Source organism: Exiguobacterium sp. s21, from assembly GCF_018617975.1.
Taxonomy (GTDB): Bacteria; Bacillota; Bacilli; order Exiguobacteriales; family Exiguobacteriaceae; genus Exiguobacterium; species Exiguobacterium mexicanum_A.
Window position 1 is genome coordinate 250,707 of sequence record NZ_JACSLF010000001.1, and the last position, 16,844, is coordinate 267,550.

Below are 16,844 nucleotides of genomic sequence, written 5' to 3' on the forward strand. Positions count from 1 at the left end.
CACACCCGTTTTCTACCCGGACGCGATAAAAAAGCAGGACGATGTGCGGGCTGTTCGATTGAACAAGCATGGGAATGATTTTTCGGAATCGCACATCGAACCGGATGGACATATAAAAAAAACCAGAGGTCGTTTGACCTCTGGTGAACTACTTAGCGTTGTTTCACGACGACCGAGCCGTAGGCTGGTACATCGACCGAGCCCGAGACGCGTTTAATCGTCTTCGTGCCCGCTTGTTTCCCATCGACGATGAGGTTCCATTGCCCGCTCGGCAATTTCACTTTGACCGTCTTGGCGTTGGCGTTGTGCGTGATGAACAAGTCTTTCTTCTGGCCTGGCGCTTTGTCATCGATTGAGTAGCTGATGACGTTCGCTTCGGCTTTGTAGAATTTCAAGTTTTTCTTCACGTCCACCGCTTTCGTCATGCGAAGACCCGGGTTGTCTTTACGCATCTCGATCAAGCCCTTCATGTACTGGACGTCCGCCTTACGGTCAGCGGCCCGTTTCCAGTCCATTTGGTTGATGCGATCCGGTGATTTGTACGAGTTGTGGTCGCCTTCTTTCGTGCGCATGAACTCTTGACCGGCATGGATGAACGTCGTTCCTTGGCTTGTCAAGAGAATGCTCGACGCGAGACGGTGCATCTTCGTACGGTCCGCTTCCGACGTTTCTGGGTTCGTGAGTTCAAGCTTGTCCCAGAGCGTGTGGTTGTCGTGCGCTTCGACGTACGTGATCGCTTGCGTCGGTTCTTTCGTGAAGCCTTTGATGTCGGCGCTATAATCGATTTCACCGACGATGCCTGTCTTGATGCGGTTCTCAAGGCCGGCTTTCCCGTTGATGAAGCCGTTGTCCGTGTCGACGAAGACACTGCCTTTCAAGCCGTCGCGGATGTTGTCGTTGAAGTGTGCGACGCCTGGCATCTTATAGGCGTTCTTCTGGTTCGCTTTTTTCGCCGGGTCGAGTGGCGTGCTGAGGTCCCAACCTTCGCCGAAGACGAGGATGGATGGATCCACTTTGTTCAACGCCGAACGGACTTGGTTCATGGTCTTGACGTCATGGATGCCCATGAGATCGAAACGGAACCCGTCCCAATGGTACTCTTGCGCCCAATAGACGACCGAGTCGACGATGAGCTTCTGCATCATCTTGCGTTCAGACGCAGTGTCGTTGCCGACACCCGTTCCGTTCGCGAAGTCGCCGCCCTCTGTGTAACGGTAGTAGTAACCTGGGACGATCTTATGCAAGTTCGACGCCTGCGCATCAAACATGTGGTTATAGACGACGTCCATGACGGCGCGCAAGTTGTTGTCATGGAGCCCTTGAATCATTTGTTTCATCTCACGAATCCGGACTTTCGCATCATATGGATTCGTCGAATACGAGCCTTCCGGCGCGTTATAGTTTTTCGGGTCATACCCCCAGTTGTATGATGCATCCGGTTTCGTCTCATCGACCGAGGCCGTGTTATAGTCGTACACCGGAATGAACTGGACGTGTGTGACACCGAGGTCTTTCATATGGTCGAGGCCAGTCTTTGTGGCCGTTTTCTTGCCGTTGACGAGGAGGCGTGTGCCTGGCTCGACGACACCGAGATATTTGCCTTTGTTTTTGATGCCTGAGTCGTACTTGTCTGACGTGACGTCGAAAATCGACAAGTCGCGGACGTGCGTCTCATAGATGATCGCATCTGTTCGTTTCGCCAATTTCGGCTTCATCGAGTTCCAACGTTTCGGTTTCGTCTCGTTCAAGTCGACGACGACCCCTTGGTCCCCGTTCACACCGACTGCTGTCGCGTACGGATCGACCGCGCGGACGCTGTCTGACGCGTGCTTGACGTTGTACGTGTAGCCGATGCCGTCCAAATCGCCACGGACGTCCGCGACCCATGTGCCGCGCTCGCCACGCTTCATCGAGATCGTCTTCTTCAAGTCTTTATCTGAAGCTGGACGCGTTTTCGGCATGTTCCATAGTTCGAGCTTCACGTCTTGTGCCGTCGGGGCCCAAAGGACGAATTGTGATTTTGACTGCTTGTAAGTCACGCCGAGTTTGCCGTCATAGGCATACTTCGCATCGAACTCCGGTGACCGAAGGACGTCGCCCGCTTGGAGTACTTTATCTCCGAACGTCGGGTGCTTCGCCGTGATGACCGCCGCCAAATCGATGTCTGCACTGAAACGGACGGTGACCGACTTGTCGCCTGACTTCTCAACCGATTCAACGGTCGCACCTTCGACCGTCAATTCGCTCAAGAACTTATTGTCGATGACGCGGTTGAGCGTGAGCTCCGCTTGACGGAACGTGTCCGCCTCGAATGAGACGATTTTCGGTGAACGATCGATTTCTGGTTCTGAATAGTAAATCGTCGAATCCCCTTCGACGAGCCAAATCTCTTTCGCCGTGCTGAGCGCGAAACGGTCTGTGCCGTCTTTTTCGGCCCATTCGCCTTTTTTCGTGACGAGTCCGATGAGTTTCTTCGCGTCCGGGTTGGCAAACTTCACGTTCGCGACACCGCCGAAGGCGTCCGTCTCATCGAAGTTGATGTTTTGACCGTCGCCACCGTCTGGCCATGTCCAAAGACCCCAGTCCGTGTATGTATTGTCGTAACGGAAGTAATGAACTTTCATATCTACGTCCGTTGCTGCCGTCTCCCCGTCTGGGTTCGACGTATAGATTTTCGAGTCCCCTGACTTGATCCATACTTCGGCAACGCCGTCTTTGATCATATCGCTCGTGATGAAGCGGTCGTTCTCCGATCCTTTATCTTTCTCCCAGTTGTCCGTACGGACGACGAGACCGAGCTTTTCAGGTGAATCGACCGGGAATTCGTAGGCCGCCACCTTTCCGAAATCGTCCTCGCCGTTGAAGGCGAAGGCTTTATTCGGGAAATAATCTGGGTTATTCGCCCAAAGCCATAAGTTCCAATCCGTTTGATTGTACGGGGCCTCTTGATAGTGAACGACGACGAGCGTCGACTTGCCTTTATCGAGAGCGGACGATGACATCGGAAACATTGAGAACACTAATGCAAACGTTAGCACAACTGCCCATGCCTGTTTCCATCGCTTGTTGACCATGTGGGTCCCTCCTTGTAGCATTAATTTAGGAAAACGCTTACACAAAAATTGTAAACGTTTCCTTTTCGGAATTCAATGTTTTTCTAGACAAACACCTAACCCCTTCCACTTTGCGCCATCGGTTGGGAAACCCCCTCTATTTTCCATTTGAAAAACGATTGCATTATTGGTCGATTGGACTGTATATAGAAGTTAGGGGAGGAATTTTAAATATATGTCACTTACGAACCTCATTAACAACTTGATCGCCAACGCCAGTCTGTTGCTAGTCGGCCTCTATATCATCTCGCGCCTCACGAAGCTGGGCGTGACGACGAAGCTCCCGCTCCGGCGTCAAGTCACCATCTCCTTCTTACTCGCCGGGCTGTCGATTGTGATCACCCTCCACGGCGTGTTGTGGAACGCGCAAGCCGACTTTCAATACGGGTTTGTCCCCATCATCATGTCGGCGCTCTACTTCGGCCTGCCGGGTGTACGCATCACATATGTCGCGAGCATTCTCGTTTTGCCGTTCATCTTGACCGAGACGCTTTTGTTGATCACGTTTCTCGACTACACGCTCGCCGCATCGGTCGCTGTCGCTTTCCTATGGTTCCGTGAACGAATCAAGCCGGCGCGGGACATCCGAATCGTCAATGCGATCAGCCTCGGATTCATCTCGTTATTCTCATTGTTAAACGTCAGCAATTATAATCAAATCGAAACGTATGTGATGACGCTCCTCGCCTTCATCACCATCGGGTACTCGGCCGGATTCCTGCTCCATATCGTCTACGGGGGCATCCATAAAATCCAACGCTCGGAACGGCTCATCTCGAAATATAAAGAAGCGGCCTTCACCGACGCATTGACCGGACTTGGCAATCGCCGCCGCTTCGAGGAAGAGATGAAGCGCGTCGACGAAGAAGTGATCAATGGAACGCAAGACGTCGCCTTGCTCTTCCTCGACATCGATCATTTCAAATCGATTAACGATACGTACGGCCATGATGCCGGGGACGCCATCTTAGTCGAATTAGGTACTCGCTTGACGAAGACGGCGCGGACCGATGACATGGTCTGCCGCAACGGCGGCGAAGAATTCTCGGTTTTATTGGCTGACTGCACGTTGTCGCAAGGGTTCGTCATTGGCAAACGCTATTTGCGGCAAATCGCCGAAACGCCGTTCTTATTGCCGGACGGATCCTTCATTGACGTCACCGTCTCGATTGGGATCGCGAGCACGTCAGAAGCGAAAGTTGTCACATCAAGCCAATTGGTCAAAAAAGCCGATATCGGACTATACGTCGCCAAGCGGAGCGGACGGAACCGACTCGGCAAGTGGAATGAAAAGAAAGCGAACTAGCCCTTGACGCGCAGCATCAAGGGCTAATTACAGTTTGTTCCATTCGTCAAGTGCTTCCAAATACCATCGATAGCTCAGCTTGAACTCCTCGTCCGTCACATCCGGCGGCCACATCGAGCGCGGGATCAGCCCCGTGAACTTTGCCCCTCCCGTATGCGCATAAATATAAGAGGCGACTTGGGTCGACATATCTCTCGTCAAAAAACCTGTCACGAACTTTCCGTCCTTGCTTTCAAAGATAATGTCGAGCCGGCGTCCTTCCATCTCATCGAGAATCAACTGGTTGTAGCGCCGGTGCGCCTCGTCCTTATGGTTGTACACCATCCCACGTCGCGCGTTATCGTCACGTTCCCAACGGTGGTCTTTTTTCTCCTTCGCTGTAAAAATCTTATCGAGTATACGCGGATCATCAATCGTCAAGCAACAGAAGATATGGTCATACGACAACTGGTCGTCGTTCGCCAAATCCATGATGTCCGTCTTCGGGATGATTCGTGCCTTGTAGCGGACCATCACCCGACGGACGACTTCTTCCTTCTCAAAGACGAGCCACTGCTTTCTCCGTTCGAACTTCTCATGTAACAGCTTATAGTTCATCTGATTCACCTCATGATCCAGCATACCAAAAAACGGCGTCCGAATGGTTCGGACGCCGTCTGTGTTAGTTCCCGTATTTTTTAAAGAGTTGATAATTCTTGTTCCCACCTGACAAGTTGTAGACGTCGGTGAAACCGAAGTTACGGAGCACGTTTTGGGCCGCGTTCCCCGTCACCCCGCCATTGCAGTACACGACGGTCGGCTTGTCTTTGTCCATGTCCTTGGCGGCTTCGCGCAAGTTACCGAGCGGGATGTTGACCGCACAGTCGACACACGCTTTCTCGAACTGTGCCGCTTTACGCGTATCGATAATCTGCATGTCTTCACCCGCATCGATCCGCTTCTGCAGCTCGGCCGGCGTGATGAGTCGCGCCGATTGATCCATACTGTTCGCTAGCGCCATGCCCGTGTACATGACTGGATCTTTCGTCGTCGAGAACGGCGGCGCGTATGCGAGGTCGAGATGGAACAAGTCATCGACTTTCGCCTTGAACGTGATGGCCGTGACGAACACGTCGATACGCTTGTCGACACCTTCGAACCCGACGATTTGAACGCCGAGCAATCGGCGTGTCGCCCGGTCACCGATCGCTTTAATTGTCATGTCTTTCCCGCCCATATAGGCCGGCTTGTCCGGTTTCGTGTTATGAAGCACTTCGATGTCGTAGCCGAGTTCGCGGGCCTCACGTTCCGATAGACCGGTCTGCGCGACGGCTTGGCCGAACACTTTGAAGATGCCCGTCCCGAGGATGCCGCGATGTTCAAGATCGCCGCCCGTGATGAGGTCACCGAGAGCGCGCCCCATCTTGTTCGCCGTCGAACCGAGCGGACGCCAAATCGGTTTACCCGTGACGAGCGAGAAGCTTTCGGCGACGTCGCCGGCCGCATAGACGTTTTTCACGTTCGTTTCCATGCGCTCGTTGATGGCGATCGCACCCGTCTCCCCGATTGTCACCCCGATTGACTTCGCGAGTTCCGTGTTCGGACGGACGCCGACCGACAGGATGACGAGGTCCGTGTCGATCGTCTTGCCGCTCTCCGTGACGACACGTTCGACGTGGCCGTCACCGATGAGTTCCGTCACCGTCTCGCCGAGCATGAGCTCGATGCCGTTCTTCTCGAGGTGATCTTCGACCCGGCACGCCATATCTTTGTCGAGCGGCGGCATCACTTGCGGGAAACGCTCGATGACCGTCACATCGATGCCGCGCAGTTTAAGCTGCTCGGCCATCTCAAGACCGATAAAGCCGGCACCGATGATCGTCGCGTGTTTCGGGTTCGTCGCGTCGACGAAGTTTCGCGTCGCTTCCGCATTCTGAATGTTGCGGATCGGGAACACGTTGTCCGAGTCGACACCCGGTATCGGCGGAATGATGCTCGAGGCGCCTGTCGCGAGGACCAACGAATCATAGCTGTCCGTGAACGATTCACCCGTCTCGAGATTCTCGACTGTGATCGTCTGTGCGTCGGCGTCGATTGCCGTCACGTTATGGCGTGTCATGACGTCAAGTTGGTAGCGTTTTTTAAAGAATGCCGCATCACGAGGTGTCAAATCGTCACGCGATTCGACTTCGCCGCCGACATAGTACGGAATCCCGCAACCCGAGTACGAGATGTCGTAGTCGCGGTCGTAAATGGTGATCTGTGCGTCTTCGTTGTTACGACGTGCTTTTGCCGCGACCGACGTACCGGCGGCGACTGAACCGATGATGACCAATTTCATAAAAAACACTCCTTAATAAAGTATTAGGCTGATATAGAGTCCAAGCAACGTGATGGCGAGCGTCGGAATCGTCAAGATGATCCCGACTTTAAAGTATTGACCCCAACCGATTTTAAGACCTTTCGTACGAAGCACGTGAAGCCATAGCAACGTCGCGAGTGACCCGATTGGTGTAATCTTCGGACCAAGGTCGGACCCGATGACGTTCGCATAGATGAGCGCTTCTCGAATCTGACCGGTCGTATTCGTCAAATCGATGGCGAGCGCGTCAATCATGACGGTCGGCATATTGTTCATGACCGATGACAAGATGGCGGCCAAGAAGCCCATCCCGAACGTGGCGCTGAAGGCGTTCACGGCGAACCAGTCGATGAAGTTGGCGAGCACTTGCGTCAGTCCCGCGTTTTGCAGACCGTAGACGACGATGTACATCCCGAGCGAGAAGAAGACGATCGCCCAAGGCGCACCGCGTAGGACGGACCGGGTCGGCACGGCCGGTGAACGGTTCGCCATGATGAGGAAGAACAACGAGATGACGCCTGCGACGAGCGAGACCGGGATGCCGATGACGTCACTCGTGAAGTATCCGATGACGAGAAGTGCGAGCACGACCCACGACAAACGGAACATTTTATGGTCTTTGATGACCGAGGCCGGCTCGACGAGTTTCGATAAATCGTATTGCTTCGGAATGTCGTTTTTGAAATACAAATACAAGACGAGCAAACTTCCGGCTACGGCGAATACGTTGACGAACACCATCCGCGCCGCATATTCGGCGAAACCGATGCCGAAGAAGTCGGCCGAGACGATGTTGACGAGGTTCGAGACGACGAACGGCAGACTCGCTGTATCGGCGATGAACCCGGACGCCATGACGTATGCCAACACGACCGCGTCCGGAAGCTTGAGCGCTCGCACCATGGCGAGCACGATTGGTGTCAAGATGAGCGCCGCTCCGTCGTTGGCGAACAACGCCGCGACGAGCGCACCAAGCAACGTGATATAGACGAACAGCTTGACGCCGCCGCCCTTGGCGATGCGGGCCATATGTAAGGCAGCCCATTCAAAAAATCCGATCTCGTCCAAGATGAGCGAGATGATGATGATGGCGATAAATGTGAACGTCGCGTTCCAAATGATGCCCCAAACGGTACCGACGTCGTCCAAATTGACAACACCAGTGAGTAAGGCGATGACCGCCATCCCCATCGCCGAGTAACCGATGCCGAGGCCTTTCGGTTGCTTAATGATGAGGAAGAGCGTCACCAAAAAGATGATACTAGCAATCCACTGCACAATGAGTTCCTCCAATAGTTCTCTATTTGTTTAGCACGTCTGTTGTAAGCCGCGAAGCACGAGGCTGACGCCGTCTTCTGTCGACTCGACGTCGAGCGTGACGTTTTTCGCCATCGCTTCTGCGTCATTTGCGACGGCGAACTTGAGGCCGTCGAAGTCTTTCACGTCATCTGTCGCTTCCGGAGCCGCGACGACTAGACCGAGCGTTGGGCCACAGCACCCGGCTTCGGTACAGATGCGGACCGATTTCGTCGTTTCCTCGGCCAGTGCCGCTTTCATAAAGTCGATCGCTTCATTCGTGATGTTCATGTAACTTCCTCCTTGAGTAGTTGTGACAGTGCCGGATAACCGACCGGCAGCTGTTCTTGCCATGCGAGTAACGTCGGGCGCGGATAGGCGCTCACACGCTCGAGCCAAGGCGCCTCGCTCGCGACTTTCGCCGTCAGCAACTTGCTTGTCACGTCGAGCGGTGTGAACGATTGGTTGACGACCCAGGCGAACGGTTGAATCTCGGCCCGTTCTAAGTCAGCGACGAGCCGCTCGGCTTCATACACTGGTGTCGCTTCAGGAAGCGTCGTGATGACGACGTGTGTCTGTTTCGGGTCGCGCAGTTTCGGCAACAGGTCGCGAACCGCTTCCGGGACGACCCCTGTCGACCGTTCGAGTTCGCGATGATAACTCTCGGTCGCGTCCAACAAAAGAAGCGTATGACCTGTCGGCGCCGTATCGATGACGACGAAGCGGTCTTTCGCTTTCGCCACTTGATCAGCGAAGGCACGGAAGACGGCAATCTCCTCGGTACACGGCGAACGCAAGTCCTCTTCGAGCATCATGCGCTGCTCCTCGTTCAGATCCCCCGCTTCCCGGAACACATCCATCCGGTACTTCTCGATCTCGACTTTCGGGTCAATCGCATCGACGGTGAACGTATCCGGGACGTCCAGACCGATTGTGAAAGCCACACGTGCAGCCGGGTCCGTCGTCGTCAAATGGACGGCGTGCCCTCGCTCACTGAGCGCGACGGCAACGAGCGAGGCAAGCGTCGTCTTGCCGACACCGCCTTTCCCCATCGTCATAATGACGCTCGGTCCATCCAGCTCGATTTCATCGACGAGTCGGTCAATCGAGCCATAATGACTCGTGTCATAACGTGTATTTGGGACGGTGGCCGTCTCCCCGTTCACCCAGCGTCGGAGCGCCGGGACACCGACGAGGTTCTCGTACGCATATGACAGCGTGAACGTCTCGAGGTCGGCGACACCTTTCGGAAGTTCACGGAGCGCCTGTTGTTGACGCTCGATGAACCGTTTCGTATAGCGGTCAGTCTCTTCGTCTGATGCGACGACGCCGTTGATGACAAGTTGCATCCGCTCGATGCCAATCGCGTGAAGCTCGGTCGCGGCACGCGCCGCCTCGACGAGCGTCGATGTCTCGGGACGGGCGACGAGCAACAATGTCGTCTCGCTGCTGTCGGTGAGCGTCTCGACAGCCCGTTTGTATTGCTGTTGCTTGTCGGCCAGACCAGCAAGCGGACCAAGGCAAGACGCGCCGGTCGTATTCGTCTCTAAAAATTCGTCCCACGCACTTGGCAACGTCAACAACCGTAGCGTGTGACCGGTCGGTGCCGTGTCAAAGATGACGTGATCGTATGTCTCACGTGCCGACTCAGACGTCAGTAACTCGGTAAACTGGTCGAACGCCGCGATCTCAACCGTACAGGCGCCGGACAGCTGTTCTTCCATCGACTGAATGGCCACGTCCGGAAGGACACCGCGATAAGGACCGACCATGCGTTCCATGTAATGCTTCGCCGCCTCTTCCGGGTCGAAGTTCGCGATGAACAGACCGGTTTCCGGGACGAGGCGTGGTGTCTCGTCGAGCTCCATCTCGAACACGTCCTGAAGGTTGCTCGCAGGGTCGGTCGACACGAGCAAGACTCGCTTACCGCGGTCAGCAAGCGTCAACGCGAGGCTCGAAGCGGTCGACGTCTTGCCGACACCGCCTTTACCGGTCAAAAACACATAGCGCGTTGGTTCGATTGTCGTGAAATCAAAGCGATTCATCATGACCCGCCTCCTTATTTTTTAAGCGTGATGCGGACTTTCGGCTTTTCGCCATCTTGTTTCGCGAACGCTTCGACCGGGAGTCCTGTCAACTCGGCAATCTCCTCGTTCGTCATGTAAGCGCCTCGTTTGACGACGGCACCGTCGACGACCGTAAGTGGGAGCGTCTCAAGACCGTTCGCGATTTCAACTTGAACATGGACGTTCTCGACGAATCGGTTCGGCTCGGAGGCAAGGTTATAACGGGCCACATCAAAGCCGCGTTGTTTTAATACGTAATGGATGGTCGCAATCCGCGTCAGCTCCGGATCGATTGAAGGACCACAAAGTCCGGTCGGGCAGCACATGGCTGGTTCGAATACTTCAAGTTTCATCGTTGACTCCTCCTTAAATCGCACAGTCCGTTTCGCAGTCACAATTCGCCTCGACCGTCTCGATGTTGTCGAGCAACTCGACGACGATCGCATAGAACGGGCTCGTCTCATTCAACCGATAGTGAATCCATTGCTTGTCGCGGCGCTCTAACAGGAGCCCTGCTTGCCGCATCATCTTCAAGTGGCGGCTGATTGCCGGTTGCGAAATGTCAAAACAGTCGACAAAACTGCAGGCACACTGCTCCCCTGCCTGCATTTGCTTGAGCATCGTCAAACGGGTCGGGTCGGCGAGCACTTTGAGCACTTTACTTAAATCATCTACCGTATGCATCGTCATTCTCCTTCTCTGTATAACAAATCCGTTATATAACCTTTACGTTATGAAAATACCATAGTTTCTCATGCGGAGCAATTGTCTTCTCATAAAAAGTTCGGTATGATGAAACACGTTGTGAAAACATGTGTCGGTCGAACGACTTCTTTCATATAATGCGGCGTTTGATCTTCGTGAGACTCGGAGATCAAAGTCAAAAATATATAGAGAGGTGTGTTCTTTTGGAAAAATTGAATACGATCAAACAAGATTGGCTCGGCAACGTCCGGGCCGACGTCCTAGCCGGCTTCGTCGTCGCACTCGCCCTCATCCCTGAGGCGATTGCGTTCTCGCTCATCGCTGGAGTCGATCCGATGGTCGGGTTATATGCGTCATTCATCATCGCGATGGTCATCTCGATTGCCGGTGGTCGTCCGGCCATGATTTCGGCTGCGACCGGGGCGATGGCGCTCGTCATCGTCTCGCTCGTCGCCGACTACGGGTTACAATATTTACTCGCTGCGGGGATTCTCGCCGGAATCATTCAAATTGCGCTCGGCTATTTCGGCATCGCCCGCTTGATGAAGTTCATCCCGCGCGCCGTCATGGTCGGCTTCGTCAACGCGCTCGCGATTTTGATTTTCCAGGCACAGTTGACGAACTTTGAAGGTGAGAGCTGGATTATCTGGGCGCTCGTCATTGGATCGCTCGCCATCATCTTCTTGTTCCCACGCATCAACAAAGTCATCCCGGCACCGCTCGTCGCCATCGTCGTCATGACGATTCTGGCGGTCACGCTCGGGCTCGAGACGAAAAACATTAGCGACATGGGTACGATTTCAGCAACGCTCCCGGAATTTTTATTCCCGAACGTCCCGTTGACGTTTGAGACGTTGATGATCATCCTCCCCTACTCAATCTCCCTCGCCTTCGTCGGATTGATCGAATCGCTGTTGACGGCACAAATCGTCGATGACATGACGGGCACGGATTCGAACAAGAACCGAGAATCAAAAGGACAAGGTATCGCCAACATCATCGCCGGTCTCTTCGGCGGGATGCCAGGGTGTGCGATGATCGGTCAATCGGTCATCAACGTCTCGTCCGGTGCTCGCGGCCGACTGTCGACGTTCGTCGCCGGACTCGCGTTATTTATCATGATCATAACGATGAGCGATGTATTGATGCTCATCCCTGTCGGCGCCCTCGTCGGTGTCATGTTCTTCGTCTCGTACGCGACGTTTGACTGGGGCTCGCTTAAGGCGATGCGCACCGCTCAAAAATCAGATACGGTCGTCATGCTCGTGACGGTGCTCGTCACGGTTGTCACCCACGACTTGTCACTCGGTGTCTTCGCCGGGATCTTGACGGCAGCGATTCTCTTCGCCGCAAAAATCTCGAAAGTCGAACTCGATCGCAGTGTAGACGCCGATCGTGCTCGTTACATCGTGAACGGTCAGCTCTTCTTCGCCTCGACGTCTGAGTTCGTCAATCAGTTCGATGTGACCGAAGACGCCGAAGCCGGTGTCAAACACGTCACGATCGACTTCTCGAACACCCATCTTTGGGACGACTCGGCCATCGGTGCCATCGATAAAGTCGTCTTCAAGTATCGCGAAGTCGGGATCGAGCCGGAACTATTAAACTTGAACAAAGATTCAGAGAAACTGCTCAATACGCTCGCGCTTCACTTGAAACAACAAGAAGCAAACGCTGGCCATTGATTTGGTCTCTACGGGAGTGGACAATCGCGTTCACTCCCATTTTTTTATCCATGGCTCTACAAAATCGCATATACTAAAAGTAGATTGTGTGAAAGAGGAGGACGTTTTTATGGGAAAGGTATTTTTAGCGGCAGACGGATCTGCCCACTCGAAGCGAGCGCTTGAGAAAGCGATCCAGCTCGCCAAGGCATCAGACGCATCGATCGACATCGTCCATGTCGTCAGCGCCAAAGAATCGAAAGAAGCCGCGCTCAACTCGACCGGAAAACTCGATCTCGAAGCGAAGCGAAAATTGATGTTACAACCCCTGTTCGACCAAGTGGTCGCGGCCGGGCTCGAATATGAATATATCGAACTTCGCGGCGAACCCGACGTCGAACTCGTCAAATACGCGAACCATCAGCCGTACGAGTACGTCGTCGTCGGTTCACGCGGACTGAACACGTTCCAAGAGTTCGTGCTTGGCAGCGTCAGCCATAAGCTTGCCAAACGCGCTCTCGCCCCGGTCATCATCGTCAAATGATCGTCACCCTTTCTTTACGGAGAAAGGGCATTTTTCTGTTCTATACAGGAAATAGGTCCTATATGTGGAATGGAGTAGTGAACTCATTTATGAAGGAGGAACATAATTGGACATTACCAATGACTCAAATTTATTGCTCATCCTTTTGCCGTTGCTCGTCCTGCAGCTCATCTTGCTCGTCGTCGCCTTGATTGACCTGCTCAAACGGCAAGAAACGAATGGACCGAAATGGGTATGGCTCCTCGTCATCCTATTCATCAACATCCTCGGCCCAATTGTCTACTTCCTATGGGGACGGACGAAGCGATGAACGTCACTCAACTGACGAAACGGTTCGGCACGTTCACCGCGCTCGACGACGTCAGCTTCTCGCTCCGCCCTGGCTGTACCTCGCTTCTCGGTGAGAACGGGGCCGGCAAGACGACACTGCTCAACATGATCGCCCGCGTGACGACACCGACGTCCGGACAAATTGTTGGACACGATGCCATCCGCATCGGTTATCTGCCACAACGTCCGGCGCTCTATCCCTCGCTCACCCCTGTCGAGACGATTCGCTATGCGGCCGAGTTGACCGGCGTCACGACTATCGACCCGGTCCATCTGTTGAAACGGGTCGGACTCGAGCCTGTCAATCGACCAGCAGCGCACTTGTCCGGCGGCATGCGACAGCGACTCGGCATCGCCCAGGCGCTCGTGCATGACCCCGAGCTGTTGTTGTTAGACGAACCCGTCTCGGCGCTCGACCCGCGCGGCCGCCGGGAAGTACTCGACCTGTTGAGCGACTTGAAGCGGGAGCGGATGATTCTCTATTCGACGCACGTGCTCCCTGACGCCGAGGAAGCGAGTGACTGGGTGCTCCTGCTCCGGCAAGGGCGCCTGCTCATGGAAGGGACCGTGACCGATTTACTCGGCTCGAAGTCCTCGATTCAAGTCCGTCTGTTCAATGACGTCGTGACGAAGGATGAGTGGCGAACGCTCCCGGGTGTCAGCCACGTCACCCGCTCCGGGACGACATGGGAACTGGAGACGGACGCGAAAGACGTGACGGAACGAGCGTTGCTGCAGCTGCTGCTGGAGCGCGGTCTAAGACTCCAATCGCTCCATGTCGGGCATCCATCGCTCGAGTCACTCTTTTTGGAGGTGAACGCCTGATGAAACTGGCCATCTTCAAACAAGAGTGGAAAGAGTCATGGCGCAATAAGCGACTCATCTGGGTACCAATCGCCTTGATGTTGCTTGCGGCGATGCAACCGCTCACGCATTATTTCCTCCCGGACATCTTGGCCTCGGGCGGCAACTTGCCGGACGGGGCGGTCATCGAAATTCCGACCCCGTCACCAGAAGAAGTGCTCATGTCGGCGAGCGAACAGTTGCGACAAATCGGCCTGCTCGTCGTGCTGTTATCCGCCATGCATACGTTCAGTCACGAACGGTCGCTCGGTACGCTCGCCTGGCTCAAGTCGCTCAAGATTCCAGGCACGCGCATCGTCCTCAGCAAATGGGGACATTATTCGCTACTCGCCGTCGTCGCCATCGGGCTCGCCCAATTGAGCGCCGCCTACTATACAATCGTCTTGTTCGATTCGTTCGACGTCACCGATTTCTTGATCGCGACCGGGCTGCTCATGCTCCATTTCGTCGTCCAGCTATCGATTTTCTTCTTGTTCGCGGCGTTGCTCGAGAGCGGCCTCGTCGCCTTCGTCATCACGCTCGGTCTCCACTTCATCATGTCGCTCCTCCTTGGTTGGCTCGAATGGGATTGGATGCCATGGCGGCTCGGCTCGTTATCGGCCGAAGTGCTCATGGGCGAGAGCTTACTCGTTTGGCCGATTGTCAGCGGCATCTTGTTGATCGCCGCCACGTTGTTCATCGCCTCGAGACGGTTGTTGTTCATCAGCCGTTCGTCCTGATGTAGCACCTTCTCAAAATAGTCCTTTAGCCGTCGAGTCAAGGCGGCTTTTCTCATGTATACTTAATTTACAAAATAATACCAATTTTTCAATTCGATTGTGGAGGAACGACTATGAAGTGGAGTCATGTGGGGGCAGGTTTGGCCATCAGTATGAGCATCATGCTCAGTTACGACCATGTCTATGCCGCGGCCGGGTTTCAAACGACAGCGACGGGAACAGTCTATACGACAGAAGACGGCACGGTGCTGACCGGCTGGCAAGTGATTGATGGCAAGACGTACTATTTCGCAGCAGATGGGACGATGGCCGTCGGTTGGCAGGCCATCGATGGCGCTACATATTATTTTGAAACAGACGGTGCGCTCGTCACCGGACGCTATTCGATTGACGGGGCGACCTACTTGTTCGCCGCCGACGGGAAGCAGCTGAAAGGCTGGCAACAACTCACGGACGGTCTCTATTATTTCAAATCGAACGGCGTCATGGCGACCGGCTTTTTAACCGTGGACGGGAAACGCTACTTGTTCTCTCTTGAAGGGAAACGGTTGAGCGGTTGGCAAACCGTCAACGGCGTGAAGCATTACATATTCGAAAACGGAACGATCCGGTCGGGCATGTACACGATTAACGGCAAGAAATACTTGCTCTTGAAAGACGGACAGGTCGCGACCGGCTGGCAACAAATCGGCACGCGCCACTACTACTTCGGTACAAGCGGTGTACGCCAGCACGGGCTGAAAAAGATTGGGACGACCGTTTACGGTTTCCATGAGACGTACGGCTATCGGTTGGCCGGCGTCCAAAAAGTCGCCTCTCGCTATTACTATTTCGGGACGGACGGAAAACGTCGCTACGGTCTGCAGACGATTGAAGGTAAGGTATACGGGTTCCATCCCGTCTACGGTTATCGCCTGCAAGGCAAGCACAAGGTCGGGACCCGCTATTACTACTTCCACTCGACCGGCGTCCGTGAGACCGGTTGGAAGTATACGACGCAATACGAATACTTCGCACCGACTTTGACGAAGAAGACGGATTGGCAAGTCATCAGCGGCAAATGGTATTTCTTCGATTCGTCGGGCGTGATGTATAAGAACAAACGCATCGGTAACGCCGCGTTCGATGCCCGAGGCGCCTATAGCAACCCGCTCTCCAGCTACAAGATGAGCGTGCCGCTCTATCGTCAATTCCAGATGGGCTACCCGTCCGGATGCGAGTTCTTCTCGCTCAAGATGGCGCTCGAGAAAAAAGGACGCGTCGTCAGCGCCGAGACGCTGTATCGGGAGATGCCGAAAAGCATGTGGAACGCTCGCTATGAGAACCGGCTCTATCGCTGGGTCGACCCGAACGTCATGTTCACGGGCGATCCGAAAGGCAAGCTCAGCAAATATCGCAACTATGGGATTTATCCGAAAGGCATGATTACCTTCTCGAGCAAGTACCGGCCTGTGAAAGACTTGTCCGGCCAAGGGCTCGGGTCGATCGAGCGCGAGCTGTCACTCGGCAACCCGGTCATCGTCTGGGCGAGCGTCGACTTCAAACAGCCGTACGGTCACTTCAATTGGTATACCGCGTCGAACCAAAAGTTCACCGGTTTCGCCAACTATCATGTCATGCTCGCGACGGGCTATGACAAGAATAACCTCTACATTAACGACCCGTATCGCGGTCGCCTCGTCATCCCGAAAAGCCAAGTCAGCTCTGTCATGGGCGCGACGGGATGGAAAGCACTCGCGGTACGCTAAGCATCTAGCCATCAGAGAAATCTGATGGCTTTTTAGGTACAATGAATCAAATATAGAAATAAAATTTCCTATTTCAGTTACTTTGTATTGAATTAAAAATACATAATGCTACACTTTCCAGTAAGTAGTAAAGCGCTTACATTCATGA

15 protein-coding genes are annotated in these 16,844 nt (G+C 54.2%); 7 read left to right on the forward strand and 8 right to left on the reverse strand.

What is annotated here, in order from left to right:
* Nucleotides 1-152: 152 nt before the first annotated feature.
* Nucleotides 153-3,074 carry a type I pullulanase gene (gene pulA / locus KNP06_RS01305; protein ID WP_214710918.1) on the reverse strand — a complete coding sequence of 974 codons (2,922 nt, stop codon included), beginning with the start codon at nucleotides 3,072-3,074 and terminating at the stop codon, nucleotides 153-155.
* Between the two features lie 214 nt (nucleotides 3,075-3,288).
* Between pulA and KNP06_RS01310 the strand changes: the two genes are divergently transcribed.
* Nucleotides 3,289-4,419, forward strand: a complete 1,131-nt coding sequence (locus tag KNP06_RS01310; RefSeq protein ID WP_214706919.1) for a GGDEF domain-containing protein — start codon at nucleotides 3,289-3,291, stop codon at nucleotides 4,417-4,419.
* A gap of 27 nt (nucleotides 4,420-4,446) precedes the next feature.
* Here KNP06_RS01310 and KNP06_RS01315 read toward each other — a convergent pair whose 3' ends face one another.
* The 7 genes from KNP06_RS01315 to KNP06_RS01345 form a co-directional block, all read right to left on the reverse strand.
* A complete protein-coding gene (locus tag KNP06_RS01315) occupies nucleotides 4,447-5,016 on the reverse strand; it encodes a hypothetical protein (RefSeq protein ID WP_214710917.1) in 570 nt (189 codons plus the stop codon).
* Nucleotides 5,017-5,080: 64 nt separating this feature from the next.
* Nucleotides 5,081-6,739, reverse strand: coding sequence for an FAD-dependent oxidoreductase (locus tag KNP06_RS01320; protein WP_214710916.1), 1,659 nt, complete (start codon nucleotides 6,737-6,739; stop codon nucleotides 5,081-5,083).
* A gap of 12 nt (nucleotides 6,740-6,751) precedes the next feature.
* On the reverse strand, nucleotides 6,752-8,038 hold the full coding sequence (locus tag KNP06_RS01325) for an arsenic transporter (protein ID WP_214710915.1): 1,287 nt from the start codon (nucleotides 8,036-8,038) through the stop codon (nucleotides 6,752-6,754).
* Between the two features lie 30 nt (nucleotides 8,039-8,068).
* Nucleotides 8,069-8,347, reverse strand: a complete 279-nt coding sequence (locus tag KNP06_RS01330; protein WP_214710914.1) for a Fe-S cluster assembly protein HesB — start codon at nucleotides 8,345-8,347, stop codon at nucleotides 8,069-8,071.
* Nucleotides 8,344-10,101 (reverse strand): arsenical pump-driving ATPase, encoded by a 1,758-nt coding sequence (gene arsA, locus KNP06_RS01335; RefSeq protein ID WP_483299230.1) that lies wholly within the window; start codon nucleotides 10,099-10,101, stop codon nucleotides 8,344-8,346. Before arsA ends, KNP06_RS01330 begins: the two co-directional genes overlap by 4 nt.
* Nucleotides 10,102-10,115: 14 nt before the next feature.
* Complete coding sequence (gene arsD / locus KNP06_RS01340) at nucleotides 10,116-10,475, reverse strand: arsenite efflux transporter metallochaperone ArsD (protein WP_214710912.1); 360 nt, start codon at nucleotides 10,473-10,475, stop codon at nucleotides 10,116-10,118.
* A 13-nt stretch (nucleotides 10,476-10,488) separates the two neighbouring features.
* Complete coding sequence (locus KNP06_RS01345; protein WP_214710911.1) at nucleotides 10,489-10,806, reverse strand: ArsR/SmtB family transcription factor; 318 nt, start codon at nucleotides 10,804-10,806, stop codon at nucleotides 10,489-10,491.
* Between the two features lie 224 nt (nucleotides 10,807-11,030).
* Here KNP06_RS01345 and KNP06_RS01350 point away from each other — a divergent pair, with 224 nt between their 5' ends.
* The 6 genes from KNP06_RS01350 to KNP06_RS01375 all read left to right on the forward strand — a co-directional run bounded on the left by KNP06_RS01350 (nucleotide 11,031) and on the right by KNP06_RS01375 (nucleotide 16,696).
* Nucleotides 11,031-12,512, forward strand: coding sequence for a SulP family inorganic anion transporter (locus tag KNP06_RS01350; protein ID WP_214710910.1), 1,482 nt, complete (start codon nucleotides 11,031-11,033; stop codon nucleotides 12,510-12,512).
* Between the two features lie 109 nt (nucleotides 12,513-12,621).
* Entirely contained in the window at nucleotides 12,622-13,035 is a 414-nt protein-coding gene (locus KNP06_RS01355; RefSeq protein ID WP_058764343.1) for a universal stress protein, read from the forward strand.
* A gap of 106 nt (nucleotides 13,036-13,141) precedes the next feature.
* A complete protein-coding gene (locus KNP06_RS01360) occupies nucleotides 13,142-13,345 on the forward strand; it encodes a PLD nuclease N-terminal domain-containing protein (protein ID WP_021066453.1) in 204 nt (67 codons plus the stop codon).
* On the forward strand, nucleotides 13,342-14,190 hold the full coding sequence (locus tag KNP06_RS01365; RefSeq protein ID WP_214710909.1) for an ABC transporter ATP-binding protein: 849 nt from the start codon (nucleotides 13,342-13,344) through the stop codon (nucleotides 14,188-14,190). Before KNP06_RS01360 ends, KNP06_RS01365 begins: the two co-directional genes overlap by 4 nt.
* Complete coding sequence (locus KNP06_RS01370; protein ID WP_214710908.1) at nucleotides 14,190-14,948, forward strand: ABC transporter permease; 759 nt, start codon at nucleotides 14,190-14,192, stop codon at nucleotides 14,946-14,948. The genes KNP06_RS01365 and KNP06_RS01370 overlap by 1 nt, the downstream gene beginning before the upstream one ends.
* Nucleotides 14,949-15,061: 113 nt before the next feature.
* A complete protein-coding gene (locus KNP06_RS01375) occupies nucleotides 15,062-16,696 on the forward strand; it encodes a C39 family peptidase (RefSeq protein ID WP_214710907.1) in 1,635 nt (544 codons plus the stop codon).
* Nucleotides 16,697-16,844: the final 148 nt, after the last annotated feature.

Excerpts from the sequence above, each read along its gene's own strand:
- pulA (WP_214710918.1), bottom strand. The coding sequence starts at position 3,074 with ATGGTCAACAAGCGATGGAAACAGGCATGGGCAGTTGTGCTAACGTTT.
- KNP06_RS01310 (WP_214706919.1), top strand. The coding sequence starts at position 3,289 with ATGTCACTTACGAACCTCATTAACAACTTGATCGCCAACGCCAGTCTG.
- KNP06_RS01315 (WP_214710917.1), bottom strand. The coding sequence starts at position 5,016 with ATGAACTATAAGCTGTTACATGAGAAGTTCGAACGGAGAAAGCAGTGG.
- KNP06_RS01320 (WP_214710916.1), bottom strand. The coding sequence starts at position 6,739 with ATGAAATTGGTCATCATCGGTTCAGTCGCCGCCGGTACGTCGGTCGCG.
- KNP06_RS01330 (WP_214710914.1), bottom strand. The coding sequence starts at position 8,347 with ATGAACATCACGAATGAAGCGATCGACTTTATGAAAGCGGCACTGGCC.
- arsA (WP_483299230.1), bottom strand. The coding sequence starts at position 10,101 with ATGAATCGCTTTGATTTCACGACAATCGAACCAACGCGCTATGTGTTT.
- arsD (WP_214710912.1), bottom strand. The coding sequence starts at position 10,475 with ATGAAACTTGAAGTATTCGAACCAGCCATGTGCTGCCCGACCGGACTT.
- KNP06_RS01345 (WP_214710911.1), bottom strand. The coding sequence starts at position 10,806 with ATGCATACGGTAGATGATTTAAGTAAAGTGCTCAAAGTGCTCGCCGAC.
- KNP06_RS01355 (WP_058764343.1), top strand. The coding sequence starts at position 12,622 with ATGGGAAAGGTATTTTTAGCGGCAGACGGATCTGCCCACTCGAAGCGA.
- KNP06_RS01365 (WP_214710909.1), top strand. The coding sequence starts at position 13,342 with ATGAACGTCACTCAACTGACGAAACGGTTCGGCACGTTCACCGCGCTC.
- KNP06_RS01370 (WP_214710908.1), top strand. The coding sequence starts at position 14,190 with ATGAAACTGGCCATCTTCAAACAAGAGTGGAAAGAGTCATGGCGCAAT.
- KNP06_RS01375 (WP_214710907.1), top strand. The coding sequence starts at position 15,062 with ATGAAGTGGAGTCATGTGGGGGCAGGTTTGGCCATCAGTATGAGCATC.